Origin of the sequence: Enterobacter sp. 04-C-12-SI-ECC (assembly GCF_047530715.1) — a bacterium.
GTDB lineage: Bacteria > Pseudomonadota > Gammaproteobacteria > Enterobacterales > Enterobacteriaceae > Enterobacter > Enterobacter bugandensis.
Window position 1 is genome coordinate 1 of the sequence record NZ_JBLKDI010000026.1, and the last position, 26,178, is coordinate 26,178.

General features: G+C 56.2%; 29 protein-coding genes. 17 read left to right on the plus strand and 12 right to left on the minus strand.

The window, feature by feature from the left end:
• Positions 1-138: 138 nt before the first annotated feature.
• Complete coding sequence (locus ACMWL8_RS22645) at positions 139-1,413, minus strand: MFS transporter (protein ID WP_028015259.1); 1,275 nt, start codon at positions 1,411-1,413, stop codon at positions 139-141.
• Between the two features lie 194 nt (positions 1,414-1,607).
• On the opposite strand from ACMWL8_RS22645, the gene ACMWL8_RS22650 reads away from it, so the two are divergent.
• On the plus strand, positions 1,608-3,230 hold the full coding sequence (locus tag ACMWL8_RS22650; protein ID WP_045259636.1) for an isovaleryl-CoA dehydrogenase: 1,623 nt from the start codon (positions 1,608-1,610) through the stop codon (positions 3,228-3,230).
• Here the strand turns inward: ACMWL8_RS22650 and ACMWL8_RS22655 are convergent.
• From ACMWL8_RS22655 to bsmA, 3 genes are all read right to left on the minus strand, one after another.
• The gene (locus ACMWL8_RS22655) at positions 3,227-5,158 is read right to left on the minus strand and encodes a methyl-accepting chemotaxis protein (protein WP_045259635.1); all 1,932 of its coding nucleotides are present in this window, start codon (positions 5,156-5,158) and stop codon (positions 3,227-3,229) included. The genes ACMWL8_RS22650 and ACMWL8_RS22655 overlap by 4 nt on opposite strands.
• A 171-nt stretch (positions 5,159-5,329) precedes the next feature.
• Positions 5,330-5,617 (minus strand): DUF1471 family protease activator YjfN, encoded by a 288-nt coding sequence (gene yjfN, locus ACMWL8_RS22660; protein ID WP_032644956.1) that lies wholly within the window; start codon positions 5,615-5,617, stop codon positions 5,330-5,332.
• Between the two features lie 136 nt (positions 5,618-5,753).
• Entirely contained in the window at positions 5,754-6,083 is a 330-nt protein-coding gene (bsmA, locus tag ACMWL8_RS22665) for a biofilm peroxide resistance protein BsmA (RefSeq protein WP_028015263.1), read from the minus strand.
• A gap of 137 nt (positions 6,084-6,220) precedes the next feature.
• Here bsmA and yjfP point away from each other — a divergent pair, with 137 nt between their 5' ends.
• A complete protein-coding gene (yjfP, locus tag ACMWL8_RS22670) occupies positions 6,221-6,943 on the plus strand; it encodes an esterase (RefSeq protein ID WP_045259634.1) in 723 nt (240 codons plus the stop codon).
• Here the strand turns inward: yjfP and ulaR are convergent.
• Together ulaR and ulaG are read right to left on the minus strand one after the other, a co-directional pair.
• Positions 6,940-7,695, minus strand: coding sequence for an HTH-type transcriptional regulator UlaR (gene ulaR / locus ACMWL8_RS22675; protein ID WP_024907324.1), 756 nt, complete (start codon positions 7,693-7,695; stop codon positions 6,940-6,942). The two genes, yjfP and ulaR, sit on opposite strands and share 4 nt — an antisense overlap.
• Before the next feature lie 110 nt (positions 7,696-7,805).
• Positions 7,806-8,870 (minus strand): L-ascorbate 6-phosphate lactonase, encoded by a 1,065-nt coding sequence (gene ulaG, locus ACMWL8_RS22680; protein WP_006810379.1) that lies wholly within the window; start codon positions 8,868-8,870, stop codon positions 7,806-7,808.
• A 358-nt stretch (positions 8,871-9,228) separates the two neighbouring features.
• On the opposite strand from ulaG, the gene ulaA reads away from it, so the two are divergent.
• Genes ulaA through ACMWL8_RS22710 form a run of 6 tightly spaced genes read left to right on the plus strand, consistent with a single transcriptional unit; the run spans position 9,229 to position 13,636 of the window.
• The gene (gene ulaA / locus ACMWL8_RS22685; protein WP_028015265.1) at positions 9,229-10,629 is read left to right on the plus strand and encodes a PTS ascorbate transporter subunit IIC; all 1,401 of its coding nucleotides are present in this window, start codon (positions 9,229-9,231) and stop codon (positions 10,627-10,629) included.
• 12 nt (positions 10,630-10,641) lie between these two features.
• Entirely contained in the window at positions 10,642-10,947 is a 306-nt protein-coding gene (gene ulaB, locus ACMWL8_RS22690; RefSeq protein WP_003856022.1) for a PTS ascorbate transporter subunit IIB, read from the plus strand.
• A 9-nt stretch (positions 10,948-10,956) separates the two neighbouring features.
• A complete protein-coding gene (gene ulaC / locus ACMWL8_RS22695; protein WP_241276773.1) occupies positions 10,957-11,424 on the plus strand; it encodes a PTS ascorbate transporter subunit IIA in 468 nt (155 codons plus the stop codon).
• Between the two features lie 12 nt (positions 11,425-11,436).
• Positions 11,437-12,087 carry a 3-keto-L-gulonate-6-phosphate decarboxylase UlaD gene (ulaD, locus tag ACMWL8_RS22700; protein ID WP_023334265.1) on the plus strand — a complete coding sequence of 217 codons (651 nt, stop codon included), beginning with the start codon at positions 11,437-11,439 and terminating at the stop codon, positions 12,085-12,087.
• 9 nt (positions 12,088-12,096) lie between these two features.
• On the plus strand, positions 12,097-12,957 hold the full coding sequence (locus ACMWL8_RS22705; RefSeq protein ID WP_045259632.1) for an L-ribulose-5-phosphate 3-epimerase: 861 nt from the start codon (positions 12,097-12,099) through the stop codon (positions 12,955-12,957).
• Positions 12,950-13,636, plus strand: coding sequence for an L-ribulose-5-phosphate 4-epimerase (locus ACMWL8_RS22710; RefSeq protein WP_045259631.1), 687 nt, complete (start codon positions 12,950-12,952; stop codon positions 13,634-13,636). Before ACMWL8_RS22705 ends, ACMWL8_RS22710 begins: the two co-directional genes overlap by 8 nt.
• Before the next feature lie 139 nt (positions 13,637-13,775).
• Here ACMWL8_RS22710 and yjfY read toward each other — a convergent pair whose 3' ends face one another.
• Positions 13,776-14,051: a DUF1471 family protein YjfY gene (yjfY, locus tag ACMWL8_RS22715; protein WP_041911476.1), complete on the minus strand. Its 276-nt coding sequence runs from the start codon at positions 14,049-14,051 to the stop codon at positions 13,776-13,778.
• Between the two features lie 340 nt (positions 14,052-14,391).
• Between yjfY and rpsF the strand changes: the two genes are divergently transcribed.
• The 5 genes from rpsF (at position 14,392) to ACMWL8_RS22740 (ending at position 16,913) form a co-directional block, all read left to right on the plus strand.
• Positions 14,392-14,787 (plus strand): 30S ribosomal protein S6, encoded by a 396-nt coding sequence (gene rpsF, locus ACMWL8_RS22720; protein WP_014068637.1) that lies wholly within the window; start codon positions 14,392-14,394, stop codon positions 14,785-14,787.
• Positions 14,788-14,793: 6 nt separating this feature from the next.
• Positions 14,794-15,108, plus strand: coding sequence for a primosomal replication protein N (gene priB / locus ACMWL8_RS22725; RefSeq protein WP_028015270.1), 315 nt, complete (start codon positions 14,794-14,796; stop codon positions 15,106-15,108).
• A gap of 4 nt (positions 15,109-15,112) precedes the next feature.
• On the plus strand, positions 15,113-15,340 hold the full coding sequence (rpsR, locus tag ACMWL8_RS22730) for a 30S ribosomal protein S18 (protein WP_000135199.1): 228 nt from the start codon (positions 15,113-15,115) through the stop codon (positions 15,338-15,340).
• A gap of 41 nt (positions 15,341-15,381) precedes the next feature.
• Positions 15,382-15,831, plus strand: coding sequence for a 50S ribosomal protein L9 (rplI, locus tag ACMWL8_RS22735; RefSeq protein WP_006810372.1), 450 nt, complete (start codon positions 15,382-15,384; stop codon positions 15,829-15,831).
• A gap of 152 nt (positions 15,832-15,983) precedes the next feature.
• Complete coding sequence (locus ACMWL8_RS22740; RefSeq protein WP_045259630.1) at positions 15,984-16,913, plus strand: DMT family transporter; 930 nt, start codon at positions 15,984-15,986, stop codon at positions 16,911-16,913.
• Positions 16,914-16,959: 46 nt separating this feature from the next.
• Here ACMWL8_RS22740 and ACMWL8_RS22745 read toward each other — a convergent pair whose 3' ends face one another.
• Positions 16,960-17,598, minus strand: coding sequence for an OapA family protein (locus ACMWL8_RS22745; RefSeq protein WP_028015272.1), 639 nt, complete (start codon positions 17,596-17,598; stop codon positions 16,960-16,962).
• A 233-nt stretch (positions 17,599-17,831) separates the two neighbouring features.
• On the opposite strand from ACMWL8_RS22745, the gene fklB reads away from it, so the two are divergent.
• The gene (gene fklB, locus ACMWL8_RS22750) at positions 17,832-18,452 is read left to right on the plus strand and encodes an FKBP-type peptidyl-prolyl cis-trans isomerase (RefSeq protein ID WP_008502892.1); all 621 of its coding nucleotides are present in this window, start codon (positions 17,832-17,834) and stop codon (positions 18,450-18,452) included.
• 311 nt (positions 18,453-18,763) lie between these two features.
• On the plus strand, positions 18,764-20,173 hold the full coding sequence (gene cycA / locus ACMWL8_RS22755) for a D-serine/D-alanine/glycine transporter (protein ID WP_045259629.1): 1,410 nt from the start codon (positions 18,764-18,766) through the stop codon (positions 20,171-20,173).
• Between the two features lie 86 nt (positions 20,174-20,259).
• Here the strand turns inward: cycA and ytfE are convergent, their stop codons facing one another.
• Positions 20,260-20,922, minus strand: coding sequence for an iron-sulfur cluster repair protein YtfE (gene ytfE, locus ACMWL8_RS22760; RefSeq protein WP_045259628.1), 663 nt, complete (start codon positions 20,920-20,922; stop codon positions 20,260-20,262).
• Positions 20,923-21,166: 244 nt separating this feature from the next.
• Between ytfE and ACMWL8_RS22765 the strand changes: the two genes are divergently transcribed.
• The gene (locus tag ACMWL8_RS22765) at positions 21,167-22,816 is read left to right on the plus strand and encodes a methyl-accepting chemotaxis protein (protein WP_045259627.1); all 1,650 of its coding nucleotides are present in this window, start codon (positions 21,167-21,169) and stop codon (positions 22,814-22,816) included.
• A gap of 79 nt (positions 22,817-22,895) precedes the next feature.
• On the opposite strand, the gene ACMWL8_RS22770 is transcribed toward ACMWL8_RS22765, so the two are convergent.
• From ACMWL8_RS22770 to ACMWL8_RS22780, 3 genes are all read right to left on the minus strand, one after another.
• Positions 22,896-23,861, minus strand: a complete 966-nt coding sequence (locus tag ACMWL8_RS22770; RefSeq protein ID WP_041911471.1) for a DMT family transporter — start codon at positions 23,859-23,861, stop codon at positions 22,896-22,898.
• 75 nt (positions 23,862-23,936) lie between these two features.
• Positions 23,937-24,761, minus strand: coding sequence for an AraC family transcriptional regulator (locus ACMWL8_RS22775; protein ID WP_045259626.1), 825 nt, complete (start codon positions 24,759-24,761; stop codon positions 23,937-23,939).
• 81 nt (positions 24,762-24,842) lie between these two features.
• Positions 24,843-25,691: an SDR family oxidoreductase gene (locus tag ACMWL8_RS22780; protein WP_045259625.1), complete on the minus strand. Its 849-nt coding sequence runs from the start codon at positions 25,689-25,691 to the stop codon at positions 24,843-24,845.
• A gap of 84 nt (positions 25,692-25,775) precedes the next feature.
• Here ACMWL8_RS22780 and ACMWL8_RS22785 point away from each other — a divergent pair, with 84 nt between their 5' ends.
• Positions 25,776-26,162, plus strand: coding sequence for a winged helix-turn-helix transcriptional regulator (locus ACMWL8_RS22785; protein ID WP_028015279.1), 387 nt, complete (start codon positions 25,776-25,778; stop codon positions 26,160-26,162).
• Positions 26,163-26,178: the final 16 nt, after the last annotated feature.

A 26,178-nucleotide genomic window follows, 5' to 3' on the forward strand; every position in this document is an offset into this window, starting at 1 on the left:
CAGGGCATAAGCGACTCCATAAACGGGTTCTTATGCCTCAGTTGTAAGTGTCTACCATGTCCCCGAACAAGTGTTCACTATGTCCCCGGACCGTACAGTGGGAGAGGGCCGGGGTGAGGGCGCCAGACGGTGACAACCTCACTCCTCTAACGACCGTAAATGGTCATCCTTCCTGAGCGTCATCAGCGCGAAAATACTCACCACCGCCGTTGCCATCACGTAATAGGCCGGAATGTCCAGGTTGCCCGTCTGCTTAATCAGCCCGGTAATGATTAACCCCGCACAGCCCGAAAAAATCGCGTTCGATAACGAATAGGCCAGCCCCAGTCCCGTATAGCGCACGCGCGTCGGGAACATCTCAGACAACATCGCCGGGCCTGGCCCCGCCAGCATGCCCACCAGACCGCCCGCAATCAGCACCACAATCGCTTTGACCGCCATCGTGCTGGATTCCGCCTGCAAAATTTTCAGCAGCGGCAGGGCGAGGATCAGCAGGAGCACGGTGGCGATAATCATCACCGTTCGCCGCCCGATCCTGTCGCTCAGCATTCCCGACGGAATGATGGTGAGCGCAAACCCAATGTTAGAAATCACCGCTATCAGCAGCGCCTGATTAAACCCGGTGTGCAGCGCAGACTGCAGATAGGTCGGCATGATCACGAGGTAGGTATACCCCGCCGCGGACCAGACCATCACGCGGCCAATGCCCATCAGGATGGTTTTGAGCGTGGCGGAAGTACTGGCCTGAGCAATGACCGCTTTTTCCTTCTGCTGCACAAAGCTCGGCGTCTCTTCCATGCTCACCCGCAGCCATAGCGCGACCGCGCCCATCGGCAGGGCAAGGAAGAAAGGAATGCGCCAGCCCCAGTCGTGCAGGGCTTCAGGCGTGAGGAGGGCAGAGAGCAGCGCGACAATACCTGCGCCCGCTAACAGCCCGAGCGCCACGGTAAAGGACTGCCACGCGCCGTACAGACCGCGCTTGCCGCGCGGGGCGAACTCCGTCATCAGTGAGACCGCACCGCCGTACTCGCCGCCCGCGAACAGGCCCTGCAGGATGCGCAGCAGCGTAACGATCAGCGGTGCAGCAATGCCGATGCTGGCGTAGACGGGCACGATGCCGATGGCCGTGGTGGCGAGCGTCATTAGCACCAGCACAATAATCAGCGTCGGTTTTCGGCCTATCCTGTCACCAATGCGGCCAAATACCACCGCACCCAGCGGACGGAAGAAGAAGGCAATGGCAAACGAGGCCCAGGTGAGGATCAGACTGGTCAGTCCCGCCTCTCCCTCAAGCTGGAAGAAGTTCTTCGCAATCACGGTCGCCAGAAAACCGTAGACCGCAAACTCATACCACTCGATAAAGTTACCAATGGAGCCTGCAATTAATGCTCGCTTGTGCGCATCCTGTTGCATAACGATCCTCACAAAGACGGGTTAAGAATAAATTATTCAACATAAGCGGAGTAATGAAATAGTTTATTCTTATGTTCTGTGAGCTATTTCACGAATGATATCAGCGGGATCGCCATCGTGTGACCTCACTCCCATGCAGCGTTCATACGGTCTGTCCATACTTACCTTCATTGCTACTGAAGGAGGGAGACAGCATGCACTGGCAGACCCATACCGTTTTTAATCAACCAGCCCCACTCTCTAACAGCAACCTTTTCCTCTCTGACTGCGCCCTGCGCGACGCGGTTGCGCGCGAGGGTGCCGAGTGGGATATGGATCTTCTTGCCAGCATTGGACAGCAGTTAGGCACGGCGGAGTCGCTGGAGCTGGGCAGGCTGGCGAACGTGAATCCGCCGGAGCTATTACGCTACGACCCCACGGGAGAGCGGCTGGATGACGTTCGCTTTCATCCGGCATGGCACCTGCTGATGCAGGGGCTCTGCGCTAACCGGGTACATAATCTGGCATGGGAGGAAGAGGCACGAAAAGGGTCTTTCGTCGCCAGGGCCGCGCGCTTCGTGCTCCATGCTCAGGTAGAAGCGGGGACGTTATGCCCGGTGACCATGACCTTCGCCGCCACGCCGCTGTTGCAGCAGTCGCTGCCCAAACCGTTTCATGAATGGTTAACGCCGCTTATGAGCGACCGGTACGATCCCCATCTCGCGCCGGGTGGGCAAAAGCGCGGCCTGCTGATCGGCATGGGAATGACGGAAAAGCAGGGCGGCTCGGACGTGCTCAGCAACACCACCAGAGCGGAAAAATGCAGCGACGGCAGCTACCGACTGGTGGGCCACAAGTGGTTTTTCTCCGTGCCGCAGAGCGATGCGCATCTGGTGCTGGCGCAGGCGAAAGGCGGTTTGTCCTGCTTCTTTGTCCCGCGTTTCTTACCCGACGGACAGCGCAACGCCGTACGGCTGGAACGTCTGAAAGACAAGCTCGGCAACCGCTCGAACGCCAGCAGCGAGGCGGAGTTCCTCGATGCCTCCGGCTGGCTGCTGGGTGAAGAGGGAGAAGGCGTGCGGCAAATCCTGAAGATGGGCGGGCTGACGCGCTTCGACTGCGCGCTGGGCAGCCACGGGCTAATGCGCCGGGCGCTTTCCGTGGCGCTGTACCACGCCCATCAGCGTCAGACCTTCGGCAAAAACCTTATCGATCAGCCGCTAATGCGTGAAGTGCTAAGCCGTATGGCGCTGGTGCTGGAGGGACACACGGCGCTGCTGTTCCGTCTGGCCCGGGCGTGGGATAACCGCACCGACCCGCAGGAGGCCGCCTGGGCGCGGCTTTTTACCCCAGCCGCAAAATTCAGCGTGTGCAAAGCGGGTATTCCGTTCGTGGCGGAGGCGATGGAGGCACTCGGTGGCGTCGGGTACTGCGAGGAGAGTGAACTTCCACGCCTGTATCGTGAGATGCCGGTGAACAGCATCTGGGAAGGATCGGGCAATATCATGTGCCTGGACGTGCTGCGGGTGCTGGCGAAGCAGCCAGGTATCCACGACCTGCTTGCCGACGAGTTTGCCCAGGTCAAAGGGCAGGACAGACACTTTGACCGCAGCTGGCGGCAGCTTCAGCAAAAGCTGCGTAAACCGCAGGAGGCGCAGGGGAGGGAGATCGCTCAGCAGCTCTTTTTGCTGGGGGCCGGCAGCCAGATGCTGCGGCACGCATCGCCGCCCGTGGCGCAGGCGTGGTGCCGCATGATGCTGGATACCCGTGGTGGTACGCTCATGAATGAGCAGGTGCAAAGCGATCTGCTGCTGCGCGCCACGGGCAGGGTTGGCTAGCGTTTAAGCTGGAACAGGCTGACCAGTTGGGTAAGGTGTGACCCTTTCTCGCGCAGCGTGCGTGCGGTTTGCTCGCTGCGTGAGATGCGATCGGCATTGATATGCGACGCTTCGCCAATGTGGGTCATGGCAAGATTGACCTGGCCGATCCCCGCGGACTGCTCGCGTGACGCGTGGTTAATCTCCGTGACCAGCTGGCTGATGTTGTCGATATGAACGATGATGGAATCCATCGCCAGACGCGTCTGTTCAGACAGCGCGTGGCCTTCGCCCACTTTTCGCAGGGTATCGCCAATCAGATGTTCAATCTCCTTCACCGCGTTGGCGCTTCGACCTGCCAGGGCGCGAACTTCTTGCGCGACCACGGCAAAACCTTTTCCATGCTCGCCTGCGCGTGCCGCTTCTACCGCCGCATTCAGCGCCAGAATATTAGTCTGGAACGCGATGGACTCGATCACGCGGGTGATGTCTTCGATACGTTTTGACGCTTCGCGAATATCGTCCATGGTGGCAACCGCATGGGTCACCGTTTCACCACCCTGATGAACCGCGCGCGAGGTTTCACCTACCAGCTGCTGCGTTTGCTCCATGTTGGCGGCATTTTGCTGCACGGTCGCGGCCAGTTGCTCCATGCTGGCGGAGGTCTCTTCAACGCTGCTGGCCTGCTTGTTGATCTGCTCGGAGATGTCTCCGGTATCGGAGGCAAGCGCATTGGTGCCCAGATGGATCTCGCCCGCGGCCTCGCGGACCTGCAGGACAATTTTTTGTAGCCCATCACCGATACCGTTAATGGCTTCAACCAGCTGGCCAACCTCATCCTGGCGGGTCACGGGCAGGCTGGAGCGTAAATCGCCCGCGGCATACTGGCGGGCAAGGTCAATCACGTTACGCAGCGGACGGGTCAGCATCCGGCGAATAAGCACCACAAACAGGCCCGCGAAGAGGACGGACAACGCTACGCCGGCCAGCAGGAAACGGTCGCGCATGGCGTTAACGCTTGAGAGCAGGACTGATTTATCCACTTCACCGACGATGGTCCAGTTCCAGCCGGGCAGCGGCGTATAGGCCATTTTCAGCGTGCGACCGTCGTCGCTTACGCGTTCCAGCGTGCCTGAGGAATCGCTCAACAGCTGCTGTTGGGTGGCGCTATCCCACTTCGGCTGTTTTCCCTCTTCGCTGGCGTGGAACAGATACTGACCGCGCGTTTTGCCGTTGCTGCGGTCCAGCACGAAGAAGTGCCCGCTCTCGCCCAGGCGGCGGTTGAGGATTTTCTCGCGCATGACATTCCAGGAGTGAGTGATATCCACCCCAACGAAGATGATCCCGATAACCTGACCTTCACTGTTCTTCACGGGCTGGTACTGGGTTATGTAGCGCTTGCCAAACAGGAGCGCCAGGCCGCGGTACACCTCGCCTTTCGTGACGGAGGCAAACGCCGGGCTGCTCGTGTCCAGAACCGTCCCCATAGCGCGATCGCCATTCTCTTTGCGCAGGGAGGTGGCAACGCGAATGAAGTCGTTACCACTGCGAACAAACAGCGTTGAGATCGCTCCCGTACGGCTCAGAAAATCATCAGAAAACGTTGTATTTTCATGGAGTTCAGCGTCGCCCCCTTTCAGCAGGGGAACGGCGAGCCCGTTTATGGTCCGGGTCTGCTGAGTATCGACGCTAAACGGCTGAGGCAGAAATGTCGTAAACAGTCTGGTGTAGCTTTCGACTTCTTCGCTCAGGCTGGTATTAAACATCTGCACCATGTCGACCATACCGGTGGACTGATTATGCAGATCTTCGACCGCGAGGGCTTCAAGCTGCTGGCTGGCTTTTTGGCTGAGCAGGAAAGTGAAAAGCAGAAACAGCGTGGCGACACTGACGCCCGTCAGCAGCGACAGCTTTGTTCCAAGGCCCGCACGGCGGAAAACATTGATCATAAATTGCTCATCATTGAAAAGGTATGGTTCTTCAACGGCAGAGCGGAGATTACGTTTACTGAATTAATGTAACAAACTGTTATTTTATTGTTTTAGAGTGGTTTTAAATTAGATAAAAAATTTGCAAAAACGAAAAGCCACTAAAAATAAGTGGCTTTTATCAGGAAGGATTTATACGTAGAGAATGGCCTGTACCCGCCACTGGTCGATATGGTTATCTTCCTGCATCTGGATGATGCGATACCATGACGCGCCCTGTTCATCGGCCTTTAATGCCACGATACGTTCAACGTCTTGCGGGCTCCCCGGAATGTTATTGACGGAGATCTGGCCTATTTCATTCAGACCTGTTACGCAATCCGCACTGGCGAATTCTGCTGACTGCGCGGTGGTGCTCACCAGGCCTGCAGAGAGCAACAGAGAGGTCAAAGCAAGAGTTCGTTTCATCGTCAGCTCCATTTCACATATTTCCGGTATCCGCCGGGCAATCCTTCGCGAATAAACTCCCATTCCTTGTCGCTGGCATGGAGTTTATTGTGGACAGGAAAATGTCTATGGACGCAAAGCAGTGTAAATGTCGTTCAAAGGTAAACCATTATTTCCGGTACAAAATGGCTTGTGAATACCACTGTCCCGTTATGATGGTTTCGTCGATCATAATAATGACGTAATAATCTGCTTTGGCAGCGACGGCTTGTGCCTTTATTGCGTCTTCTGCATCATCCGGCGAACCGCGAACGAGCGCGGAGACGGTGCCCATTCGCTGTAATCCTTCCGTCTGATTACGACGAATCTCCTGCGGATGATCGGCAACCGGGGGAGCGGGTTGCGGTGTACCCTGCAGTGCGCTACAGCCGCTGAGCAGAAACACCAGCAATAAAGCAGCAAACCTGTGCATAACCATATCTCGTTTCCTGTTAGCCATAGTGTAGTTGTCTGCGAATTTAGTTTTGGGGGAATGTTCCCGAAGTGTTATCTGGAACGTAATTTTCGAATGAAAATAGCGTCAAACCGTAATCCAGTTCTCAACATTATGAATCATTCATTCGTACAGGGTCGACAATGATTGAAATTGAAATACGCCATCTCGGCGACCATGAAATTTTACACGCTGTGCCGGCAGGGAAACGTGATAAATCGCTGCCTGTTGTGGTTTTTTATCATGGGTTTACCTCATCGAAACTGGTTTACAGTTATTTTGCAGTGGCGCTGGCTCAGGCGGGTTTTCGCGTGGTAATGCCGGATGCGCCTGACCACGGCGCGCGCTTTACGGGCAATGAGCGGGCGCGACTGGGGCAGTTCTGGCACATTCTGCACGGCAGCCTGACTGAGTTTACCGGGTTGCGCGATGCGCTCTATGAGGCAGGGCTGGTGGCCGATAATCGGCTGGCGGTGGCCGGGGCGTCGATGGGCGGCATGACGGCGCTGGGGATTATGACGCATCATCCTGACGTGCGGTCTGTCGCCTGTCTGATGGGCTCGGGCTATTTTACCTCGCTGGCGAAGACGCTTTTCCCCCCTCAGGATTTAACGGAAATTACGCCGATGCTGGCAGAGTGGGAAGTGACCCGGGCATTGCCGCGTCTGGCCGATCGCCCGCTGCTGCTATGGCATGGTGATGCGGACGATGTTGTCCCGCCCGATGGAACCTTCCGCCTGCAGCAGGCGTTAAAGAATGAAGGACTGGACGCTAATCTGACCTGTTTGTGGGAAACAGGCGTCCGCCACCGCATCACGCCAGCGGCGCTGGACGCCACGGTGGCGTTTTTCCGCAAGCATCTTTAAACGCGCAGGACTTTCACCCCTTGATCTTCCAGCTTCTGTAGGATCTCGGGATTCGCCCCTTTGCCGGTGATCACCATGTCGATCTGTTCTGCGCGGCTGAACAGCATGCCTGCGCGTTCACCGACTTTGCTGCTGTCGACCAGCACAACGAGCTTGCCCACCACGTTGAGCATGTTTTGTTCCGCCATCGCGGTCAGCATATCGGTTTTATACAGGCCGTCAGCGGTCAGGCCTTTGCCGCTGGTAAACATCCAGTGCCCGGCGTAGAGACTGTTTTCGCTGTCCTGCGGGCTGAGCGTGATGGACTGGCTTTTGTTGTACTGGCCGCCCATGATCACTACGCTCTCATGTTCCTGATCGATCAGGTAGTTAGCCAGCGGCAAATAGTTGGTAATGATTTGCACCGGCTTGCCGCACATTTCACGGCCCAGCAAAAACGCCGTGGAGCCGCAGTTGATGACGACGCTCTCACCGGGGTTCACCAGCTGTGATGCCGCTCTGGCAATCCGTACTTTTTCATCGTGATTCTGCGCCTGATGAATATTCATCGGCGACCAGCGTGGACGCTGCTGGCTGATGGCTTCTGCGCCGTTGCGGACTTTTTTCAGCTTGCCGCTCTCATCCAGCTTGTTGATGTCTCGCCGCGCGGTGGCGGGGGAGATCCCTAAACGTTCGATCACTTTCTCGACGGTGATAAACCCTGTTTGCGCCAGGAGTTCCAGTAAAATTTGATGCCGTTGCGCTTCCGTCATGAGCTATTCCGATAAGAATTGATTTGAAAAGATGATATTTGAAATAGCGTGAAATTACTAAAATAAATATGAAATCGCCAGACACAGGGTCTGGCGATGTGGCCTCACAATCAGAGGAAGGATTTGAACGGGAGATCTGGCTCAATGGTGAAGCAATCATCGAAGCCGCGCGGGTAGTGATACTCGAGATTGTCTTTGTCCAGCGGCCAGGTGAACTTGCCGCCTACCTGCCAGATAAAGGGCTTGAAGCCGTACTTCAGGCGGTCTTTTTTCATCTCCCACAGCACGCGGATCTCTTGCGGATCGGCCTGGAAGTTTGACCAGATATCGTGGTGGAACGGGATCACAACTTTGGTGTTGAGCGCTTCCGCCATGCGCAGCATATCGGCGCTGGTCATTTTGTCCGTAATACCGCGCGGGTTTTCCCCGTACGAGCCCAGCGCCACGTCAATCTGATGTTCGTTGCCGTGCTTCGCGTAATAGTTAGAGTAGTGGGAATCACCGCTGTGATACAGGGAGCCGCCCGGCGTCTTGAACAGGTAATTCACCGCACGCTCGTCCATGCCGTCTGGCAGTACCCCAGCAGCCTTCTGGTCGGCCGGCAGGGTAATCAGCGCGGTACGGTCAAAGGCATCCAGCGCGTGGATTTCAATGTCTTTAATTTTCACCACGTCGCCAGGCTTCATCACGATGCAGCGCTCTTTCGGCACGCCCCAGCCAATCCAGAGATCTACGCAGGTTTGCGGCCCGATAAACGGTACGTCGTCCGCGCAGTTTTGCATCACCGCTGCCGCCACGTTCACGTCGATATGGTCGTTGTGATCGTGAGTAGAAAGCACGGCATCGATCTGGCGAATGGCAAAAGGATCAAGCACAAACGGCGTGGTGCGCAGGTTCGGCTGGAGCTTTTCCACGCCGGCCATACGCTGCATCTGGTGGCCTTTTTTCATCAGCGGGTTGCCGTGGCTCTGTTTGCCGGTGCCGCACCAGAAATCGACGCAGATATTGGCGCCGCCTTCAGATTTTAGCCAGATACCGGTGCAGCCCAGCCACCACATTGCAAACGTGCCAGGAGCAACCTGTTCCTGCTCGATCTCTTCGTTCAGCCAGCTACCCCACTCCGGAAAGGTGCTCAGAATCCATGATTCACGGGTAATGGTTTTCACTTTACTCATCGTTTTGACTCCTGGTTTAATCAAAGGTAATCACATGGTGATTCGTTATGATTAATGCTGGCACTATTTGACGTGCTTTGCAATGGTCAAAATGCGGAATTTTATCTGCGCGACTTCACGGACTCTCCACTCTTTACTTGTTAGATTATCCTGCACTAAACATTAATTTGATGAATTATAAGGATTAATTTATTTTTGCGGTGCGGTAGTGAAAATCATTACTAACAGCATGGAAATAAATTGCGTGATGCGTCACAAATAATCAAATGCAATCTTGTGGTGATTATTTGTGATTAATAGAGTGATGGCACCAACCGCACAGGGATTGCCCCTCGTGTTCTCATTTCTGGAGAGAGTTATGGAGATCCTCTACAACGTCTTTACCGTTTTCTTTAATCAGGTAATGACCAACGCCCCGCTGTTGCTGGGTATCGTGACGTGCCTGGGGTACATCCTGCTGCGTAAAAGCGTCAGCGTGATTATTAAAGGCACCATCAAAACCATTATCGGTTTCATGCTGTTGCAGGCGGGGTCAGGCATTCTGACCAGCACGTTTAAGCCGGTCGTCGCCAAAATGTCGGAAGTGTATGGCATCAACGGCGCTATCTCTGATACCTACGCCTCAATGATGGCGACCATCGATCGCATGGGTGATGCCTATAGCTGGGTGGGGTATGCGGTGTTGCTCGCGCTGGCGCTGAACATCATATACGTGCTCCTGCGCCGCATTACCGGCATTCGCACCATCATGCTCACCGGGCACATCATGTTCCAGCAGGCGGGGCTGATCGCGGTTTCTCTCTATATCTTCGGTTACCCAATGTGGACCACGATTATCTGCACCGCGGTGCTGGTCTCGCTCTACTGGGGTATCACCTCCAACATGATGTACAAGCCAACGCAGATCGTGACCGACGGCTGTGGTTTCTCCATCGGTCACCAGCAGCAGTTTGCCGCCTGGATTGCCTATAAAGTTGCGCCGTACCTGGGCAAAAAAGAGGAGAGTGTCGAAGACCTCAAACTGCCTGGCTGGTTGAATATCTTCCACGACAACATCGTCTCAACGGCGATTGTGATGACCCTCTTTTTCGGCGCCATTCTGCTCTCTTTCGGCATTGACGTCGTGCAGGCGATGGCGGGTAAAACCCACTGGACGGTCTATATCCTGCAGACCGGTTTCTCCTTCGCGGTAGCGATTTTCATCATCACTCAGGGCGTGCGTATGTTCGTCGCCGAGCTGTCGGAAGCCTTTAACGGCATCTCTCAGCGCCTAATCCCTGGTGCGGTACTGGCGATTGACTGCGCGGCTATCTATAGCTTTGCGCCAAACGCCGTCGTCTGGGGCTTTATGTGGGGCACCATCGGCCAGCTGATTGCGGTGGGCATCCTGGTGGGCTGCGGCTCCTCAATCCTGATCATTCCTGGCTTTATCCCGATGTTCTTCTCCAACGCCACCATTGGCGTGTTTGCGAACCACTTCGGCGGCTGGCGCGCGGCGCTCAAGATCTGCCTGGTGATGGGCATGGTGGAAATCTTCGGTTGCGTGTGGGCGGTCAAGCTCACCGGTATGAGCGCCTGGATGGGCATGGCGGACTGGTCAATTCTGGCACCGCCGATGATGCAGGGCTTTGCCTCCGTCGGTCTGGCCTTTATGGCCGTCATCATCCTGATTGCTCTGGCTTATATGTTCTTCGCTGGCCGTTCGCTGCGAGCTGAAGAAGATGCGGAAAAACAAACAGCAGAAGTGTCTGCTCATTAAGGAGTTTCGATTATGACCGTACGTATCCTGGCTGTGTGTGGCAATGGGCAAGGTAGCTCCATGATCATGAAGATGAAAGTGGACCAGTTTTTGACCCAGTCAAACATCGACCACACGGTGAACAGCTGCGCAGTGGGTGAATACAAAAGTGAACTGAACGGCGCGGACATCATCATCGCTTCAACTCATATTGCCGGTGAGATTAGCGTGTCGGGCAACAAATATGTGGTAGGCGTGCGCAACATGCTGTCGCCTGCGGATTTCGGGCCAAAACTGCTGGAAGTGATCAAAGAACACTTCCCACAAGACGTGAAGTAAGGACACCACATGAAACTACGTGATTCGCTGGCAGAGAATAACGCCATCCTTTTACAGGCCGACGCAAGCACCTGGCAGGAAGCGGTGAAGCTGAGTGTGGATCTGCTGGTTAAGGCGGACGTTGTCGAGCCGCGCTATTACCAGGCCATTCTGGATGGCGTGGCGCAGCACGGCCCCTATTTCGTGATTGCGCCGGGCCTGGCCATGCCGCACGGCCGCCCGGAAGAGGGCGTCAAGAAAACCGGTTTTGCACTGGTGACGCTGAAAACGCCGCTGGTGTTCAACCACGAAGATAACGACCCGGTCGACATTCTCATCACCATGGCGGCCGTTGATGCCAACACCCACCAGGAGGTGGGCATCATGCAGATCGTCAACCTGTTTGATGACGAAGCCAATTTTGACGGTTTACGCGCCTGCCGCACCGCGCAGGAAGTGCTGGATTTAATTGATAACGCCACTGCGGCGGCCGTTTAAGAGGAATTGAACATGTCATTACCAATGTTGCAAGTTGCGCTGGATAACCAGACGCTGTCTCACGCTTACGAAACCACCCGCCTGATTGCGGAAGAGGTGGATATCATCGAAGTGGGGACCATTCTGTGCGTGGGCGAAGGCGTGCGCGCCGTTCGTGACCTGAAAGCGCTCTATCCGCACAAAATCGTGCTGGCGGATGCCAAGATTGCTGACGCAGGCAAAATCCTTTCCCGCATGTGCTTTGAAGCCAACGCCGACTGGGTCACCGTGATCTGCTGTGCGGATATCAACACCGCCAAAGGCGCGCTGGACGTGGCAAAAGAGTTTAACGGCGATGTGCAGATTGAACTGACCGGCTTCTGGACCTGGGAGCAGGCGCAGGAGTGGCGCGATGCGGGCATCCAGCAGGTGGTGTATCACCGCAGCCGCGATGCGCAAGCCGCAGGCGTGGCGTGGGGCGAAGCGGATATCAGCGCGATTAAGCGTCTGGCGGATATGGGGTTCAAAGTCACCGTCACCGGTGGCCTGGCGCTGGAAGATCTGCCGCTGTTCCAGGGTATCCCTATTCACGTCTTTATCGCTGGCCGCAGCATTCGCGACGCGGCATCTCCGGTGGAAGCGGCGCGTCAGTTCAAACGCTCAATCGCTCAGCTTTGGGGTTAAGGAGCGGGTATGTTGTCAAAACAGGTCCCGCTTGGCATCTATGAAAAGGCACTCCCTGCAGGGGAGTGCTGGCTGGAGCGGTTACGGCTGGCAAAACAGCTGGGTTTCGATTTTGTCGAAATGTCCGTGGATGAGACGGATGTGCGCCTTTCTCGCCTGGACTGGCGTCGCGAGCAGCGCCTGGCGCTGGTGGGCGCCATTGCCGAAACCGGCGTGCGCGTGCCGTCCATGTGTCTGAGCGCCCACCGCCGTTTTCCGCTCGGCAGTGAAGACGATGCCGTGCGCGCTGAAGGGCTGGAGATCATGCGCAAAGCCATTCGTTTTGCGCAGGATGTCGGCATCCGCGTGATCCAGCTGGCGGGTTACGACGTCTACTATCAGGAAGCCAACGACGAAACGCGCCGTCGTTTCCGTGACGGCCTGAAAGAGAGCGTTGAGATGGCAAGCCGCGCGCAGGTCACGCTGGCGATGGAGATCATGGACTACCCGTTGATGAACTCCATCAGCAAGGCGCTGGGCTATGCGCACTATCTGAATAACCCCTGGTTCCAGCTTTATCCGGATATCGGCAATCTGTCGGCCTGGGATAACGACGTGCAGATGGAGCTGCAGGCGGGCATCGGGCATATCGTGGCGGTGCACGTCAAAGATACCCGCCCTGGCGTGTTTAAAAACGTACCGTTCGGCACCGGGGTGGTGGATTTCGAACGGTGCTTCGAGACGCTCAAACAGACAGGGTATTGCGGACCTTATCTGATTGAGATGTGGAGCGAAACGTCAGACGATCCGGCTGCGGAAGTGGCAAAAGCGCGGGACTGGGTGCGCGAGCGTATGGCGCGCGCGGGGTTACTGGAGGCTGAACATGCTTAAGCTGAAACAGCAGGTCTTTGAGGCCAATATGGATCTGCCGCGCTATGGCCTGGTAACGTTCACCTGGGGCAACGTGAGCGCCATCGACCGTGAACAAGGTCTGGTTGTGATCAAGCCGAGCGGCGTGGCGTATGAAACCATGAAAGCGGACGATATGGTGGTGGTCGACCTCGAAGGAAACGTCGTTGAGGGCAAATGGCGTCCTTCTTCTGATACGGCGACCCATCTGGCGCTGTACCAGCGTTATCCATCGCTGGGTGGCGTTGTGCATACCCACTCCACGCACGCCACCGCCTGGGCACAGGCGGGGTTGCCCATCCCGGCGCTGGGCACGACGCATGCAGACTACTTCTTCGGCGATATTCCCTGCACGCGGGCATTATCGCAGGCTGAAGTGGAAGGCGAATACGAGCTCAACACCGGAAAGGTCATCATCGAAACGCTGGGTGAAAGCGAACCGCTGCATACGCCGGGTATTGTGGTGTATCAGCACGGTCCGTTCTCCTGGGGTAAAGATGCTCACGACGCGGTACATAATGCTGTCGTGATGGAGGAGGTAGCTAAAATGGCGTGGATTGCCCGCGGCATCAACCCACAGCTTCAGGGCATTGACGATTACCTGATGAACAAGCATTTCATGCGCAAGCACGGCCCGAATGCCTACTACGGGCAGAAGTGAATAAGTGCTCTGGAATACCGAAAAACAGTTGTAACCGGTGGTATTCCGGAGCCATTCACAAAAAAAGCCCCCGGACAGAGGGCAACGTCAACTATGGCTATGTTCTCGTTGTTGGCTTTCCTGGTGCTAGCGTTAAAGGTTACCGGTAGATATCTGCACTGGCGTGCATATTGCCGTTGCTGCCGGGCTCACGGGTTAACATCACGTGGTAATAGGTTGCGCCCTGGGCATCGGTCTCTTCATTTAGTGCCCGATCTGCTTCGCTTTCAGTGGCGAAATTATGATTGATATAGATTACGCCCAAGCTGTGCACATCATCCATGTTTCTGGCCTGCCGGCCGTCTATTTTGATGGCTGCCATCGCGTTTGCACTGAGCAAAAGCGCCGCCATTATGGCTACTGCGATTTTTTTCATGATATGCGCTCCACGACTGCGTGCTGTGTGAGGGGAATACTCCTTCTTTAATTCAGCTGATCTCTGATTAAAGTGTAATCATTCCTCCGGCGGGGATGCGTGACCATTTCTGATGCAGTTGTTCAAAAAAACAACGCTTCCTGATGCGATTAATTTTAAATCACCCACTTAGACCAGCTTTACGCTTTGTGCGAATTATTTGTGCAATCAGCTTGAGTTTCCTGGGGGGGGCAAGTATTATGACGCGTCAATTTTTCAGCCGACCTTTAACACGTTCCTTGCCTCCCCGGGCCTCGGCTGACCCAGACAGGAGGCTGAATAATCCGTAAGGAGCAATTCGATGCGTCATTACGAAATCGTTTTTATGGTCCATCCTGACCAGAGCGAACAGGTTCCGGGTATGATCGAGCGTTACTCTGCTGCCATCACTGGTGCAGAAGGTACGATCCACCGTCTGGAAGACTGGGGCCGCCGTCAGCTGGCTTACCCGATCAACAAACTGCACAAAGCACACTACGTTCTGATGAACGTTGAAGCGCCGCAGGAAGTGATCGATGAGCTGGAAACTACCTTCCGCTTCAACGATGCCGTTATCCGCAGCATGGTTATGCGTACCAAAAACGCAGTTACCGAAGCATCTCCGATGGTTAAAGCGAAAGACGAGCGCCGTGAGCGTCGCGATGATTTCGCAAACGAAACCGCAGATGATTCTGATGCTGGGGATTCTGAAGAGTAATTTCTGATGACCAACCGTCTGGCGTTGTCCGGCATCGTATGCAGGGCTCCCCTTCGAAAGGTCAGTCCATCAGGAATTCCGCATTGCCAGTTCGTGCTTGAGCATCGTTCTGTGCAAGAGGAAGCCGGGTTTCACCGGCAGGCATGGTGCCAAATGCCCGTTATTATTAGCGGACACGAAAACCAGGCCATTACTCACAGTTTAACGGTCGGTAGCGCAGTAATCGTTCAGGGGTTCATCTCTTGCCACAAGGCAAAGAACGGCCTGAGCAAAATGGTTCTGCATGCCGAGCAGATTGATTTGATAGATACTGGAGACTAGCCATATGGCACGTTATTTCCGTCGTCGCAAGTTCTGCCGTTTCACCGCGGAAGGCGTTCAAGAGATCGACTATAAAGATATCGCAACGCTGAAAAACTACATCACCGAAAGCGGTAAGATTGTCCCAAGCCGTATCACCGGTACTCGTGCAAAATATCAGCGTCAGCTGGCTCGCGCTATCAAACGCGCTCGCTACCTGTCCCTGCTGCCGTACACTGATCGTCATCAGTAATCGGGCACGGTCCATTAATACGACTTTAAGAGGATAAGGTAATGCAAGTTATTCTGCTTGATAAAGTAGCAAACCTGGGCAGCCTGGGTGATCAGGTTAACGTTAAAGCGGGCTACGCTCGTAACTTCCTGGTTCCACAGGGTAAAGCTGTTCCAGCTACTAAGAAAAACGTAGAGTTTTTCGAAGCACGTCGCGCTGAACTGGAAGCCAAACTGGCTGACGTTCTGGCGGCTGCTAACGCTCGCGCTGAAGCAATCAACGCACTGGGCACTGTTACCATCGCTTCCAAAGCTGGCGACGAAGGTAAACTGTTCGGTTCCATCGGTACCCGCGATATCGCTGATGCAGTTACTGCAGCAGGCGTTAAAGTGGCTAAGAGCGAAGTTCGCATGCCGAACGGCGTTCTGCGTACCACTGGTGAGCACGAAGTTGACTTCCAGGTTCACAGCGAAGTGTTCGCTAAACTGGTTGTTAACGTTGTAGCTGAGTAATTTTTTACTCTGCTCGCGTCGAAGCGCCGGCCTTGTGCCGGCGTTTTGCTATTTAAAGCTACCGGAAATTCTCTTTTTATCTCGTATGGTAGCTATTCCTGACGCATTCTCTGATAATAAATTGAAACGCAATTTTATTTATGAGATTTGTCATGGATACCGCTCTGCCCACGCCCGTCTTTGCCCGTCGACATGTGGCCTACGTCTGCGCCACGCTCTGCTGCCTGCTTTGGGGGAGCTCGTACCCGGCCATTAAAAATGGCTACGAACTCTTTCAGATCGCGACCGATGATATTCCGTCCAAAGTCGTTTTTGCCGGATACCGTTTTCTGTTTGCCGGTGCCTTGCTGCTGCTGTTTGCGCTGGCCCAGCGCAAACCGATTGGCAGGCTCACGCCCGCGCAGTTTGGCCAGCTCACGATCCTCGGGCTGACCCAGACCACCATTCAGTACACTTTCTTCTATATAGGACTGGCCTACACGACGGGGGTAAACGGCTCAATCATGAACGCCACCGGGACTTTCTTCAGCGTACTGCTGGCGCACTTTATCTACCACAATGACAAACTCAGCTATAACAAAACGCTGGGCTGTATTCTTGGGTTTGCCGGGGTGATGCTGGTGAACTTTCACAGTGGGTTAAGCGATTTCCAGTTTATCTGGAAAGGCGACGGTTTTGTGGTGCTGGCGGCTTTTATTCTCTCTGCCGCCACGCTTTACGGGAAAAGTATTTCCCAGACCGTCGACCCAACGGTGATGACCGGCTGGCAGCTGGCGATAGGCGGGGCTGCGCTGGTTGCGGGAGGTTATGCCACGGGCGGAACGCTGGAAGTGCACAGCATGAAGGCCGTTGCGGTGCTGGGGTATCTGACGCTGCTCTCATCGGTGGCGTTCGCCCTGTGGAGCGCGCTGCTGAAAGTGAACCGGGTAAGCATGATTGCTCCGTTCAACTTTGTCATTCCTGTTGCAGGGACGGTGCTTTCCGCCATCTTCCTCGGCGAAAACATCCTGGATATCAAATATGCGATTGCGCTGGTGCTGGTCTGCTCGGGGATCTGGTGGGTGAATAAACGGAGTGCCTGAGAACAAAAGTGCCGGGTGGCGACTTCGCCTTACCCGGCATACGCCATTAACGTGCTCTGATGAAACTGCCGTCTGGCTGGCGGGTAAACAGCACCTGCTGCCCATTTCCGGTATCAATGGTCAGCCCGGTGACCACCCCGCTGGCGTTCTGGCGAATCTGCACCATCTGGCCGTTCTGTAAGTTGCTCAGCGGTTTACCTGCGCCTTCCACTTTTGCCATGGCATACACGTCGGTCGGCGGCAGGTTGTGGTCGCGGAAAAGCTGTGCCAGGGTTTTGCCCGGCTCCACGCGATAGGAACGCCACTGCTGCTCAATGCCGGTCGGCTGCTGGGTTTGCGGCTCAGACGGCGCTGCGGCCTGCTCCTGTTCATCCTGAACGGGTTCGGGTTCAACAGGCGCGACCTGACCCGGATCGTTAGACGGGGTTACCAGCTGCGTCTGCATCGGCTGCGCGTCAGGCTGCGGCCGCGTTTGCGACTGAAGATCCAGCTGCGCATTGCGGGTGACCGGCGCGGTATCAACATCATCACCGCCGGAAGGAAGCAGGAAGCCCACGATCACCATCAGCGCACCAATGATGATCCCCCTGCGGTGCAGAGGAGGCAGCGGGTCCATAATGCGAAAATTGTCCGGCGCCTGCCAGATTTTCGCCAGGGTAGGTTTCAGTTCAAATCGCCCGGGCATGGCTCTCCTCCTGCTCCGCGTCTTTTATATCCTGTGCTTCGAAGTATAGTTCGCTAACTGCCTGAACGACGTAGCAAACCGGACATCCGTGACATCAGTTCGGGATTAATCCTGGTTGTCTCTATTGTTTCTGTTTCGTCGCGGTTTGTCACCTTAACTTCAGACAAAGTTTTACCCATAAGGGCATGGCTGATATGCTGCCCGCTACTTTAAATGTGATGGAAGGAAAACCCATGACCACCCCGACTTTTGACACTATCGAAGCGCAGGCAAGTTACGGTATCGGCTTGCAGGTAGGACAGCAGCTGAGCGAATCCGGCCTGGAAGGTCTGTTACCTGAAGCGCTGGTGGCGGGTATCGCTGATGCGCTGGAAGGTAAACAGCCTGCCGTTCCGGTTGACGTTGTGCATCGTGCGCTGCGTGAAATCCACGAACGTGCTGACGCCGTGCGTCGCGCGCGCTTCGAAGAGATGGCAGCCGAAGGCGTGAAATATCTGGAAGAGAACCGCGAGCGCGAAGGTGTGAACAGCACCGAATCCGGCCTGCAGTTCCGCGTGATCAACCAGGGCGACGGCGCTATCCCGGCGCGTACCGACCACGTTCGCGTGCACTACACCGGTAAGCTGATCGACGGAACCGTGTTCGACAGCTCCGTGGCGCGCGGCGAACCGGCTGAGTTCCCGGTCAACGGCGTTATCGCAGGCTGGATCGAAGCCCTGACCCTGATGCCAGTGGGTTCCAAATGGGAACTGACCATCCCGCACAACCTGGCTTACGGCGAGCGTGGCGCTGGTGCGTCCATCCCGCCATTCAGCACCCTGGTATTTGAAGTCGAGCTGCTGGAAATCCTGTAATCGACTTTTCTTATTTCCTCTCTCCGCCCGGGGAGAGGAAAATAGTGATAAAACCCATAGTTACGACGGAATCAACATTTTATCTTGCAAACGAAACTGTTGCGTGTATTTTTGTGAGCTGTTTCGCGCTGTATGAGTGATATGACACTCACTTTCAACATATTATTAACATAATATCTAAATCATAGTATTCATCCCGCCGATTCTTACCTAATATCGATAAACCCTTACGAAGGGACCGTCATTTATTTGACGTTTTAAAGGCCAGAAGAGCCTTAACAACACAGACAGGCATAAACAGGAAAAATTACATGGTAGATCAGGTCAAAGTCGCCGCTGCAGAAGAGGCGTCGTCTGAACAGTCGCTACGGCGCAATCTCACAAACCGTCATATACAGCTTATCGCCATTGGCGGTGCCATCGGCACCGGGCTGTTTATGGGGTCGGGCAAAACCATCAGTCTTGCCGGGCCGTCGATCATCTTCGTTTATATGATCATCGGTTTTATGCTCTTCTTCGTGATGCGCGCAATGGGTGAATTGCTGCTCTCGAACCTCGAATACAAATCCTTCAGCGACTTCGCGTCGGACCTGCTCGGCCCGTGGGCGGGCTACTTTACCGGCTGGACCTACTGGTTCTGCTGGGTGGTCACCGGCATGGCGGACGTCGTGGCGATTACCGCTTACGCGCAGTTCTGGTTCCCGGGGCTGTCGGACTGGGTCGCCTCGCTGGCGGTGATTATTCTGCTGCTGAGCCTCAACCTCGCCACCGTGAAAATGTTCGGTGAGATGGAGTTCTGGTTCGCGATGATCAAGATTGTCGCTATCGTGGGGCTGATTGTGGTGGGCCTGGTGATGGTCCTGACGCACTTCCAGTCGCCAACGGGCGTTCAGGCGTCCTTCACCCATCTGTGGAATGACGGCGGCTGGTTCCCGAAAGGCATCAGCGGCTTCTTTGCGGGCTTCCAGATTGCGGTGTTCGCGTTTGTGGGGATTGAGCTTGTCGGAACGACCGCTGCGGAAACCAAAGATCCGGAGAAGTCCCTGCCGCGCGCCATCAACTCCATACCGGTGCGTATCATCATGTTCTACGTCTTCGCGCTGATCATCATCATGTCCGTGACGCCGTGGAGCTCCGTGGTGCCCAGCAAGAGCCCGTTCGTTGAGCTGTTCGTGCTGGTAGGGCTGCCTGCTGCGGCGAGCCTGATTAACTTCGTGGTGCTGACCTCTGCGGCCTCTTCCGCGAACAGCGGCGTGTTCTCAACCAGCCGTATGCTGTTTGGTCTGGCGCAGGAGGGCGTAGCGCCGAGCGCCTTTGCGAAACTCTCTAAACGTGCGGTACCGGCGAAAGGGCTGACCTTCTCCTGCATGTGCCTGCTGGGTGGCGTGGTGATGCTCTACGTAAACCCAAGCGTAATTGGCGCGTTTACCATGATCACCACGGTGTCGGCGATCCTGTTCATGTTCGTCTGGACCATTATCCTGTGCTCGTACCTCGTGTACCGCAAACAGCGTCCGCACCTGCATGAGAAGTCGATCTACAAGATGCCGCTGGGCAAGCTGATGTGCTGGGTGTGCATGGCGTTCTTCGTGTTCGTGCTGGTGCTGCTGACGCTCGAAGATGACACCCGTCAGGCGCTGATCGTCACGCCGCTGTGGTTTATCGCGCTGGGGCTGGGCTGGCTGTTTATCGGTAAGAAACGGATGGCAGGCATGCGTTAAGCATATTGCCGGGTGGCGCTGACGCTTACCCGGCCTATGTTCGAGGACGTTGTAGGCCCGGTAAGCGCTAGCGCCACCGGGCTTTTTTATTTCCCCGCCAATGCCCGCGGGAACAGAACGTTATTCTCAAGACTGATGTGCTCCATCAGGTCGTCAATCATCTCGTTAATGCCGTTGTACATCGCTTTCCAGGTGGTGCACGCTTCCGGCGGCGGCGTGACGTTGTTAGTGGTGTGTTTGATCACATCCAGCAGTTCGCCCGCGTCATCGTGCTCGCTTTCCATTACGCTGATAGGTCCCATCGCCTGGCTTCCCATTCCCTGTTTAATCATCGGGAAGAGGATCTGCTCTTCTTTCATCATGTGGCTGGAAAGCTCTTCATGCAGCATGGTCAGGTATTTTGCCAGACCGCGCGGCACGGAAGGCTTGTCGGCATGTACGCGTTCAACTTTCGTTGCCTGCAGGATCAGCTCAGGCAGCTGTTCACGGTGGCGGTCGTGGTAACGCACGATGATATGGTCGATGATTTCCGCGAGCGGGGCGGTGCGCCAGTCTTTTTCAACAGGCTGTTCAGCCAGCAGCGCCAGCTCCGCTTCGATAGCCTCCACGTCCAGTTCCTTGCGCGAGGCCGCTCGCGCCAGCGTTTGCTTACCGCCGCAGCAGTAATCCATATCGTATTTACGGAACAGCGCGGAAGCGCGAGGGATGGAGAGCGCCAGCTCGCCGAGGGGGTGGTCGCGAAAGGCCATAGCAGTTACCTCGTTATTAAAAATATAAGATGCATATTAAATGCATCTTTAAGGCGGCGCTATAACCCTTTAGAGGGAAGGGGGAAGGTGCGACACGGATCACAAAAAAATGTCCCGTTTAACTCCCTGAATGGATTTAGGAAAGTGGTTTAGAAAGTTTTTAAAGGTGGAGAAACAGTAAACAACCCGCCGCGCGTGCCGATAGATACACGTCAGACAAACCTGCATATAACAAAGGCAACGCATGTTTAAACGTATAAAAGTCATTACTCTTCTTATTTCGGTGCTGCTTGTGCTCGGCATCATGCAAGTGATTTCCGCGGGTATCTTTATCAACGCGCTGAATAACGATAAAGACAACTTCACCGTGTCGCAGCTTTCCAGCCAGAACGTGGCGGAATTTACCGACGCCTGGATCAGCCTGAACCAGGCGCGCGTCACGCTAAACCGCGGGATGCTGCGTCTGCAAAGCAGCATGGCCTCTCAGATTAACGGCGGACAGCTGAACGAGCTGGTTAACACCGCGAAAAATCTGCTGGCCAATGCGCAGGTCCATTACGACAAATACTACGCCCTGCCGAATACCCCGGGTCTGGATGAGAACCTGGCCGATCGGCTGGAAGAGCAGTACCGCATCTACTCCGCCACGTTGACGCAAATGAACGTTCTGCTGGGCCAGGGCAACCTGGAAGATATGTTCAAACAGAATGCCGAACAGAAGCAGACGGCAATGCAAAAGGTCTATCGCGAGTGGCGCGAGGCGCAGGCTGCGCTCACCAGTAAAGGCATTCAGGATAACGAAAGCGACTACAAGCGCATCCTGTGGATCCTTTCTGCCGTCATGATCCTCGTCATTGCGGTGATTATCTCCAGCTGGATCGCCATGCGCCGGGTGCTGCTGCTGCCGCTGGAAGAGGTGATCAACCATATCCGCGCCATCGCGGCAGGGGATTTAACCCAGCCGATTCAGGCTGAAGGCAAAAACGAAATGGCTATCCTGGCGCGCAACGTGCAGGAGATGCAAACCTCGCTGGCGAACACCGTGGGCGTGGTGCGTGAAGGCGCAGACACCATCTATACCGGTGCGGGTGAAATCTCGGCGGGCAGCAACGACCTCTCTTCCCGTACCGAGCAGCAGGCCGCGTCTCTGGAAGAGACGGCAGCCAGCATGGAACAGCTGACCGCCACCGTGAAGCAGAACGCGGATAACGCGCGTCAGGCGTCTCGTCTGGCGCTGGATGCCTCCTCAACCGCGAAGAAGGGCGGTAACGTGGTGGAAGGCGTGGTGCGCACCATGGACGAGATCGCCACCAGCTCCAGCAAAATCGCGCAAATTACTAACGTTATCGACGGCATTGCCTTCCAGACCAACATTCTGGCGCTGAACGCGGCGGTGGAAGCGGCGCGTGCGGGCGAGCAGGGCCGTGGCTTTGCGGTGGTTGCAGGTGAAGTACGCACGCTTGCCCAGCGCAGCGCCCAGGCGGCGAAAGAGATTAAGGCGCTGATCGATGATTCCGGCGAGCGCGTGAACGCGGGTTCTCAGCTGGTGAACGAAGCGGGCGCGACGATGGCGGAAATCGTTAACGCGGTTACCCGCGTGACCGACATCATGGGCGAAATTGCCTCTGCCTCTGACGAGCAGAGCCGCGGTATCGACCAGGTTGGTCAGGCGGTAGCCGAGATGGACCGCGTGACCCAGCAGAACGCCTCGCTGGTGGAGGAGTCTGCGGCGGCAGCGGCGGCGCTGGAAGATCAGGCCGCACGCCTGAACGAAGCGGTAGCGGTGTTCAAAATAACGCGTAATCAGGCGGTCAAAGCGGCACCGGTGAAAACCTATGTGCCAAAAGCGCAGCCAGCAGCGACGGCGTCTGAAGCGAACTGGGAAACGTTTTAAAGGCTTGCCCGGTGGCGGCTACGCCTTACCAGACCTACTGTTTTGTAGGCCCTGCAAGCGTAGCGCCGCTGGGCATTACTCACATCTCCGAAGCCGGAACGACCCTCGGTTTTTCCGGCTTCGCTCTTACCGCCATCACCACTCCCACCACCAGCAGCGCGATCCCGCAGGCCGTTAACAGCGGCGGCACGCTCTGGCGCATCAGGAAGGTGTACAGCAGCCCGGCCAGGGTTTCGAACACAATCAGCGGCCCTAAGATCACCGTCGGCAGCTTCTGGCTGGCAATGTTCCAGCACAGCGCGCCCACCCAGGAGCACAGCACCGCAATCGCAACCATTAAGCCAATAAAGACCCAGGGTCTTGGCCCGAAGGGCTGGGCAAATTCCGGCTGCTGATGACCCAGCCAGAGGCATGCGCCGGCATACCCCACTAACGAGACGGGGAGCGTGACCAGCGCCTGCGCCGTTGCCCACATCATCGGGTGTTTATCCGGGTTCTCCCGCAGCCAGCGCGCATTGCGCAGGGCGTACCAGGCCCAGCACGCGACCGAGATGAACGCTAAAACGATCCCCGAACCGTAACGCCATAAGCTGAAGTCTGCCAGGCCGTGGCGCAGCTCGGCGATATTGACGCACACCAGCCCCACGGCGGTGCAGGCCAGGGCGGGTATCATTTTCGACCACGCCAGCTTGCCGTCCCGATGGCTATAAAGCAGATTCGCGAAGATGGGGATGACCACCGGCAGCGTGCCGATAATCATGGTCGACACCGGCGCTCCGGTTCGCTGAATGGCGCTTGCCAGGCAGACGTAATAGATGAGATTGCCCATCATGGTCAGCGCCAGCGCGGTGCCCCAGTCCTGACGGCTGAGCTGTCGCAAGCGCGTACGCCCCAGCCATGCCAGAGGAAGGGCAATCAGCCCGAGCGCCAGATAACGTCCGGTAGACTGCAATATCGCCGGGTATTCCGGCACGATCAGAGGGCCGACAAAGATCAGCCCCCACATCAGACCTGCAAGCAGGGCATACAACACGCCGCTAATCATTTTTCCATCCACATTGATTTACTCTGCACTCAGTCTAGAAGGGGGAAACGCGCGCGTATTGTATGAGATTGCGCATTAGCGCCGGGTGACCTGTTTCTGGTAGCGCACGGGCGTAATGCCGTAGCGGCGGGTGAAGGCGCGGGTTAAATGCGACTGGTCGGTCAGCCCCGTTGCGGCGGCGACTTCGGCGGCGGGCATACCGTGGGTGAGAAACGCCTTGGCGCGCCACAGGCGGATGGCCATCAACATCTGGTGCGGCGTAACGTGAAAATGGGCTTTGAACTGTCGCTGGAAATGGTACGGGCTGAGCGAGACAACGTTCGCCAGTTCGTCCAGCGTCAGGGCGTGCATATAGTTGTCGTGCAAATATTCGCGCACGCGCTCGAAACGGTGTGCGCCTTCCTGAAGCACCGGCGCGTGATGGGCTAGCGGCTGAAAGGTCTCGATCAGATCCAGCAATAAGCCTTTTTGCGCCAGCGGATCGTCCGTATGCCACAGGCCGTAAATTAGCCTGCCGATCTGCTGAGAGCGCTGCGGGTCGTAACGGGTTACGTCGCTGAACCACCAGTGGCGCAGGCCGGTTACCTCTTCCAGAAGGTCGGGTTCGATGTAGACCATCCGGTAGCGCCAGCCGTCTTCGGTCGCGGACTCCCCGGTATGGATCTCGTCCGGGTTCATGGTAACAACGGATTTTTCAGGTGCGAGATGCTGGGTGCCGCGATAGCGAAAGCGTTCGGCGCCGGTTTCGATGGTGCCGATGCCGAAGGCTTCATGGGTGTGGGGCTCAAAGGCGTAGTCAGAGATATGCGCGTGATAGAGTTCAAGGCCCGGCAGCTGCGCCAGATGGCGAAAGCGCGCGCTGTCTCTCTCGTCAGTAAACTGTTCCGGTACGCCTTGCACGATGAGCCTCCTCATGGGTCATCACTACATTATCAGAGATGACCCGAGGGGATGCTACAAAAAATAACCAATCCGTAACAATTACAGAATGGCTTTGACGCTCTCCGCCAGCGGTGTAGTCGGGCGGCCAATCAGCTTGCTCAGGGTACGGCTGTCGTCAAACAGGCCGCCTTTGGACGCGCCCACGTCAGAGTCCGCCAGCATATCCGCCAGCCCGGCGGGTAAACCCACGCTCTTCAATGCGGCTGCAAAGTCCGCTTCGCTCAGGTTTTGATACGCCACAGGTTTACCGCTCTGCTTGCTCAGTTCCGCCGCCAGCTCGCTCAATGTCCAGCCGTGGTCGCCTGCCAGTTCGTATACCTTGCCCGCATGACCCTCTTCAGCGATCACTTTGGCTGCCGCCGCGGCATAGTCTGCGCGGGTGGCAGAGGCAATTTTGCCTTCGCCTGCGGCACCAATGAATACGCCGTGTTCCAGCGCAGGCGGCGCGCTCGCCAGGTAGTTTTCGGTGTACCAGCCGTTGCGCAGCAGGGCATAGGGAATGCCGGACGCCGCCAGCGCTTTTTCAGTGGCGACATGTTCAACGTGCAGACCCAGCGGTGATTTATCCGCGTGCAGCAGGCTGGTGTAGGCGATAAATTTCACGCCTGCCGCTTTGGCGGCGTTGATAACGTTCAGGTGCTGGGCTGCGCGCTGGCCCACCTCGCTGGAGGAGATGAGCAGCAGCTTTTCCACGCCGCTCAGCGCGGCAGTAAAGGCGGCCTCATCGGTGTAATCCGCCTGACGAACCACAATACCCTGTTTGCTTAACGCTTCAGCTTTCGCCGGGTTACGAACAATGGCAACAATCTGGTTTGCTGGAACGGTTTTCAGCAGTTCTTCAATAACGTGCTGGCCAAGCTGGCCGGTAGCGCCGGTAATCGCGATCATGATAAATCTCCTTCGTGTTTGTCTGGTGTTGTGGCACACTATCACCATAGCTAACTTTTAGTAAGTACGTACAAAAAGGTAAGTATGAAAAAGACGATCCCAACGCTTAGCGAGCAAATGCGCGATGGCAATCTCTTCGCGGAACAGTGCCCTTCACGGGAGGTGCTTAAACACGTTACCAGCCGCTGGGGCGTGCTGATCCTGCTGGCTCTGCGCGGAGGAACGCACCGTTTTAGCGAGCTGCGCCATAAAATGGGCGGGGTGAGCGAAAAGATGCTGTCCCAGTCGCTTCAGGCGCTGGAGCAGGACGGGTTTGTCGATCGCGTGTCGTATCCGGTCGTGCCGCCGCACGTCGAGTATAGCCTGACACCGATGGGCATCGAGGTGAGCGAGAAAGTCGCCGCGCTGGCGGACTGGATTGAAGTCAATACGCCGAAGGTGATGGCGAATCGGGATGAGCGTGCGGCGTAAAAGCCGGGTGGCGGTT

What these genes read in the sequence shown, in the direction of transcription:
- ulaR (WP_024907324.1), bottom strand. Translation starts at nt 7,695, where the DNA reads ATGACGGAAGCGCAACGGCATCAAATTTTACTGGAACTCCTGGCGCAA.
- ytfE (WP_045259628.1), bottom strand. Translation starts at nt 20,922, where the DNA reads ATGGCCTTTCGCGACCACCCCCTCGGCGAGCTGGCGCTCTCCATCCCT.
- ACMWL8_RS22705 (WP_045259632.1), top strand. Translation starts at nt 12,097, where the DNA reads ATGTTGTCAAAACAGGTCCCGCTTGGCATCTATGAAAAGGCACTCCCT.
- yjfN (WP_032644956.1), bottom strand. Translation starts at nt 5,617, where the DNA reads ATGGAGCTGACGATGAAACGAACTCTTGCTTTGACCTCTCTGTTGCTC.
- ACMWL8_RS22710 (WP_045259631.1), top strand. Translation starts at nt 12,950, where the DNA reads ATGCTTAAGCTGAAACAGCAGGTCTTTGAGGCCAATATGGATCTGCCG.
- ACMWL8_RS22645 (WP_028015259.1), bottom strand. Translation starts at nt 1,413, where the DNA reads ATGCAACAGGATGCGCACAAGCGAGCATTAATTGCAGGCTCCATTGGT.
- ulaA (WP_028015265.1), top strand. Translation starts at nt 9,229, where the DNA reads ATGGAGATCCTCTACAACGTCTTTACCGTTTTCTTTAATCAGGTAATG.
- ulaD (WP_023334265.1), top strand. Translation starts at nt 11,437, where the DNA reads ATGTCATTACCAATGTTGCAAGTTGCGCTGGATAACCAGACGCTGTCT.
- ACMWL8_RS22650 (WP_045259636.1), top strand. Translation starts at nt 1,608, where the DNA reads ATGCACTGGCAGACCCATACCGTTTTTAATCAACCAGCCCCACTCTCT.
- fklB (WP_008502892.1), top strand. Translation starts at nt 17,832, where the DNA reads ATGACCACCCCGACTTTTGACACTATCGAAGCGCAGGCAAGTTACGGT.
- ACMWL8_RS22765 (WP_045259627.1), top strand. Translation starts at nt 21,167, where the DNA reads ATGTTTAAACGTATAAAAGTCATTACTCTTCTTATTTCGGTGCTGCTT.
- ACMWL8_RS22745 (WP_028015272.1), bottom strand. Translation starts at nt 17,598, where the DNA reads ATGCCCGGGCGATTTGAACTGAAACCTACCCTGGCGAAAATCTGGCAG.
- bsmA (WP_028015263.1), bottom strand. Translation starts at nt 6,083, where the DNA reads ATGGCTAACAGGAAACGAGATATGGTTATGCACAGGTTTGCTGCTTTA.
- ulaC (WP_241276773.1), top strand. Translation starts at nt 10,957, where the DNA reads ATGAAACTACGTGATTCGCTGGCAGAGAATAACGCCATCCTTTTACAG.
- rplI (WP_006810372.1), top strand. Translation starts at nt 15,382, where the DNA reads ATGCAAGTTATTCTGCTTGATAAAGTAGCAAACCTGGGCAGCCTGGGT.
- yjfY (WP_041911476.1), bottom strand. Translation starts at nt 14,051, where the DNA reads ATGAAAAAAATCGCAGTAGCCATAATGGCGGCGCTTTTGCTCAGTGCA.
- ulaG (WP_006810379.1), bottom strand. Translation starts at nt 8,870, where the DNA reads ATGAGTAAAGTGAAAACCATTACCCGTGAATCATGGATTCTGAGCACC.
- rpsF (WP_014068637.1), top strand. Translation starts at nt 14,392, where the DNA reads ATGCGTCATTACGAAATCGTTTTTATGGTCCATCCTGACCAGAGCGAA.
- yjfP (WP_045259634.1), top strand. Translation starts at nt 6,221, where the DNA reads ATGATTGAAATTGAAATACGCCATCTCGGCGACCATGAAATTTTACAC.
- ACMWL8_RS22740 (WP_045259630.1), top strand. Translation starts at nt 15,984, where the DNA reads ATGGATACCGCTCTGCCCACGCCCGTCTTTGCCCGTCGACATGTGGCC.
- ACMWL8_RS22785 (WP_028015279.1), top strand. Translation starts at nt 25,776, where the DNA reads ATGAAAAAGACGATCCCAACGCTTAGCGAGCAAATGCGCGATGGCAAT.
- cycA (WP_045259629.1), top strand. Translation starts at nt 18,764, where the DNA reads ATGGTAGATCAGGTCAAAGTCGCCGCTGCAGAAGAGGCGTCGTCTGAA.
- ACMWL8_RS22780 (WP_045259625.1), bottom strand. Translation starts at nt 25,691, where the DNA reads ATGATCGCGATTACCGGCGCTACCGGCCAGCTTGGCCAGCACGTTATT.
- rpsR (WP_000135199.1), top strand. Translation starts at nt 15,113, where the DNA reads ATGGCACGTTATTTCCGTCGTCGCAAGTTCTGCCGTTTCACCGCGGAA.
- ACMWL8_RS22655 (WP_045259635.1), bottom strand. Translation starts at nt 5,158, where the DNA reads ATGATCAATGTTTTCCGCCGTGCGGGCCTTGGAACAAAGCTGTCGCTG.
- ACMWL8_RS22770 (WP_041911471.1), bottom strand. Translation starts at nt 23,861, where the DNA reads ATGATTAGCGGCGTGTTGTATGCCCTGCTTGCAGGTCTGATGTGGGGG.
- ulaB (WP_003856022.1), top strand. Translation starts at nt 10,642, where the DNA reads ATGACCGTACGTATCCTGGCTGTGTGTGGCAATGGGCAAGGTAGCTCC.
- priB (WP_028015270.1), top strand. Translation starts at nt 14,794, where the DNA reads ATGACCAACCGTCTGGCGTTGTCCGGCATCGTATGCAGGGCTCCCCTT.